This window comes from Campylobacter sp. RM19072 (genome assembly GCF_024723485.1).
GTDB lineage: Bacteria > Campylobacterota > Campylobacteria > Campylobacterales > Campylobacteraceae > Campylobacter > Campylobacter porcelli.
On the sequence record NZ_JANQCU010000032.1, the window covers coordinates 1 to 4,056 of the forward strand.

Sequence of the window (4,056 nt, forward strand, 5' to 3'; positions counted from 1 at the left end):
CCCCTTAAAAGAAAAATTTAAATTTTTTAAAAATTTTTATTATAAATTTGGAATGTAAAAAAGTGGGGGAAGGTAGCTTCACTTTTATATTTTGTAGTGCCGTCAAACGATAGTTAGTATCGTTTGACTATCACGCTTTATATTGCTTTACTTCATTTACAATGATGGCTTTTGCTTAGCTACCAACAAAAGCCACAAAAATATAATAATAATATAAATTTATTTAGGATTTACAGTATCTTTATAGACAGCCTTAGCGTTGATAATCTCTTTAATTACAATAGAACGCTCTGCGTTGCCTTTTTTATCGATATTTATAATACCTGAAACGCCCTCAAAGTTTTTACTATTTTTAATCTCTTTATTAATGCACTCCCTATCAGTCGCATCAGCACAACGATTCATCGCATCTATCATTAAATAGTATGAGTCAGCTCCAAGAGCGGTAAATCCAGGCACATTAGACTCGCCACTTTTTTTAGTGTATGCTTCTACAAAAGCTTTTGATTTAGCCGTTGGGGGATTTGAGCTATCAAAGGCATCTGTATATAAATATCCATTAGATGCATCTCCAGCTAACTCTATAAATGTATCGTTGCTTACTCCATCGCCACTGGCAAATTGAGCTTTTACCCCTATTTGTCTAGCTTGACGCACCAATAGCGCAGCCTCAGGATGATAAAATGGCATATATACCAAATCAGGATTTAAGCTATTAATCTGTGATACTATGGCTTTAAAATCCTTATCTCCGCTACTGATTTTTAGCTCTTTTAGTAGTTTGCCACCTTGATTTTCGAATTCTTTCTTAAACGCTCTAGCTAGACCGATTGAGTATGAAGTGGATTGGTCTATTACTAGCACCGCACTTTTCATCTCTTTAGATATCGCCCACGAAGCAAAGCTTGTCCCTTGAAATGAATCCATAAATGTAACTCTAGCACCATATTTAGCACGATCTAAGAGCTTATCAGCTGTGGCTGCTGGAGCTATCATCGGGACTTTTTTCTCATCTGCGATTTGTAATACTTGTTGAGTATTGCCAGTTACCATAGCTCCGATTAATCCACTTACCTTATCTTCACTTACTAGCCTTGTAGTAGCTGTGGCGGTCTCTACCTTGTCGCCTTTATTATCTACTAATATCAAGCTAACTTTATCCCCATTTTTTAGAGTTGGCTCTAACTCATTAGCTAGTTTAATCCCAGCCCACGCAGTCTGTCCGTAAGCGGCTACTGCACCAGTAATAGGCATAATAACGCCAATTTTAATCTCTTTAGCCGCAACTGAGCTAATAGCCATCGCAGCAGCTAGCGCAATTAGTGAAAATTTTTTCATTTTAATCCTTTATATTAAATTTACTCTAGATAGCTACCTTGTTTAGTTGGGGTAGTCCTAATCTCATTACTCTCATCATCATCTATAACAAAAGCGTTATCCCCTTTAAGATAGGCTATAATATGCCCCAAATCCTTTAAGCTCATTCTAGTAGCAATTGGTGCCATAAGATATTTTAAACGCCCACCAAACTGCACATCTCCCCTATATCCAGCCATAGAATCAGCTATATCATCGCCACTCATATCACTTAGCCTTTGAGATACCCCCATAGCCTTTTTAGTTCCATTTTCTCCGTGGCAAGATTTACAGTTTTTCTCATATAGCTCTTTTCCTTTAGTGCCATTATAATTTGCATTTTTATCAATGCCGATATTTAGAAATCTACCACTCTCATCATCATCTGATGAATTTGATTTTTCATATACTTTCACACTTATATTATTATCTTTAGCGTGTTTTTCTACTAAAGATTTAAGCTCCTTGCCAAATTCCCCATCAGCTTCTATTATATAGCTATCATTTGCGACCAAATTTGATACCACAAGTAGCGATATAGCCAATTTTGCTATTTTCATTTAAATTCCTTTTTTATACCATAATCCCATCTTATGCGTTAAAGTAGCCCATAAATCATTACTACAAAAACGCAAAATTCTATCTAAATTTGACTTTAGAAAAATTTAAAATTTCTTACTGCTACTCTCATTTAGCATATCTCTAGATAGATTTGCCACCTCTTTTGAGATATTAGCACACTTAGATACATTTAGGCTATTACTCTCTGTTAGCTCTTGCATTTGCGATATGCTACTATTAATATCATTTATAATTTCAGTTTGTTGGCTAATTGAGCTTGATACATCTGTAACGCTTTGGATTAATAGATTAGTATTTGCCTCTATCTCGCCAAGGCTTTTTTGCGTTTTTTCAGCTAGATTTCTTACCTCATCTGCCACCACGGCAAATCCCCTACCATGCTCTCCAGCCCTAGCAGCTTCAATAGCCGCATTTAAAGCTAGTAGATTAGTCTGCTCAGCAATATCCCCAATTATATTTAAAATTTCCTTTGTATCCTCGCTTTGTTTGATTAACTCTCCAGCTTTTATATCTATTTGAGTGATGCTTTCATTTATTATATTTATCTCGTTTGAAGTTTTATTAAAGGCTGAATTTTGCGTTCTTTGAGACTCTTTTAAGACCTTTAAAACCTCTTCTAGCTCCTCTGTTTTCTCTTTTAGGGTTAGAGCGATTTTATTAGAGCTTTTTAACATCTCTTTAATGTATAAGCCAAGCTTATTTAAATTATCATTTGTCTTTTTAAACTGCCCTTGAGCGTTCTCATTTACTATAGTATGCGTAAAATCATCTTTGACATATGTATCCAAGGCTGCAGCTATATCTATAAAGCTCTTATCAAGCTCTTTTAAAGTCTCTTTTAAATGGTTAGCTAGTTCATTAACTCTATTATTTGCCCCATTTACTTCAAAATCACTGCCAAAATCCCCCATTTTAGCCATATCTAGAGCTTCAGATGTCTTTTTTATCAGCTCATCATCTTTTTGTATATCCCTTGCTATCGACCTTACATTGTCATTGAATGCACCAGCTATCAAGCCAAGCTCATCGCTAGTATTTAATCTAAGTGGCTCAATACTTGTCTTTTTATGATTTAAATAATCAAAAAAATTTAATAACGCATCTTTGATCTTTACTACCGGTCTAGTTATACTCTTTACTATTAAAAATGTAGCTACAGCAAGTATCAAAGCAAATATAAGTAGCGATACAACCATAAGAGTTGTGGTATCTTTAACTGCTGAAAATATGGAGCTTTTATCATTGATTAAGCATACCTTCCACCCACTTATCTCATTTATCCCACAAAGAGCCAATTTATCAACCCCATTTTGAGTAAATTCAAAAAAGCCTTTCGCATCGCTACTGATATTTGATAATATTTTAGATAGCTCATTTTGTTTAAATAACTGCTCTTTATCCTTGCTAATTACGATATTATTAGCAGGGTCTATAGCCGCTATAGTGTAACTAGCCCTATTTTGTATATTATCTAGATATAAATTCAAAGGCCCTAAAGCTATATCCCCAGATACTACTCCTACTAATCTACCTTGATTACTAATAGGTGCACTAAACCCAAATACCGGAATTTTCTTACTCGCTTGCATCCATGCCGTGCCTAAGACCATATCTTTATTTGACGCTTTAGCTAGTTTATACCAGTCCCTACTCCTTGGGTCATAGCCGCTTGATGGATAGACATGATTGCCATTGCTCCTTAGCATACGACCATTATCTTCCTTGCCAAAATATAGTAGATTAAAGCTACCTAGTCTCTCGCTCAAAGCTAGATAATCAGCTATCTTATTCTCATCATCGATATTATTAGCTATGCTATCTCTAAGAGAATTTACAATCGCTTGTTTCTCTCCTATATATGAATCAAGCAAAGAATTCACACTTTGTAAATTTGTCTGATACTCCATCAAGCTACCATCTTCTTTCTGAATAGTTAAAAATGAAATCACCACCACACCAAAAACAATCAATCCAACCAAACAAGCAACTATAACGCTTGCTGATACCTTCAGGCTTAGACTTACCTTACATTTTTGCGTATTTTGCATTTTTTACCTTTTTATTTTATATTTTTACTTCGCAGACTAGTAAAGCTAGTCTTTGCGACAAACTTTTTTT

At 35.0% G+C, this 4,056-nt stretch carries 3 protein-coding genes and 1 pseudogene; all 4 read right to left on the reverse strand.

Annotated elements, in window-relative coordinates:
* Positions 1-219: 219 nt before the first annotated feature.
* Positions 220-1,338 (reverse strand): ABC transporter substrate-binding protein, encoded by a 1,119-nt coding sequence (locus CSUIS19072_RS08220; protein WP_086293538.1) that lies wholly within the window; start codon positions 1,336-1,338, stop codon positions 220-222.
* A 20-nt stretch (positions 1,339-1,358) separates the two neighbouring features.
* Positions 1,359-1,916 carry a c-type cytochrome gene (locus CSUIS19072_RS08225; protein ID WP_086293532.1) on the reverse strand — a complete coding sequence of 186 codons (558 nt, stop codon included), beginning with the start codon at positions 1,914-1,916 and terminating at the stop codon, positions 1,359-1,361.
* A gap of 105 nt (positions 1,917-2,021) precedes the next feature.
* Positions 2,022-3,134, reverse strand: coding sequence for a methyl-accepting chemotaxis protein (locus CSUIS19072_RS08565; protein ID WP_442863298.1), 1,113 nt, complete (start codon positions 3,132-3,134; stop codon positions 2,022-2,024).
* Positions 3,135-3,200: 66 nt separating this feature from the next.
* A pseudogene (locus CSUIS19072_RS08570) lies at positions 3,201-3,986 on the reverse strand (PDC sensor domain-containing protein); the annotation flags it as partial.
* Positions 3,987-4,056: the final 70 nt, after the last annotated feature.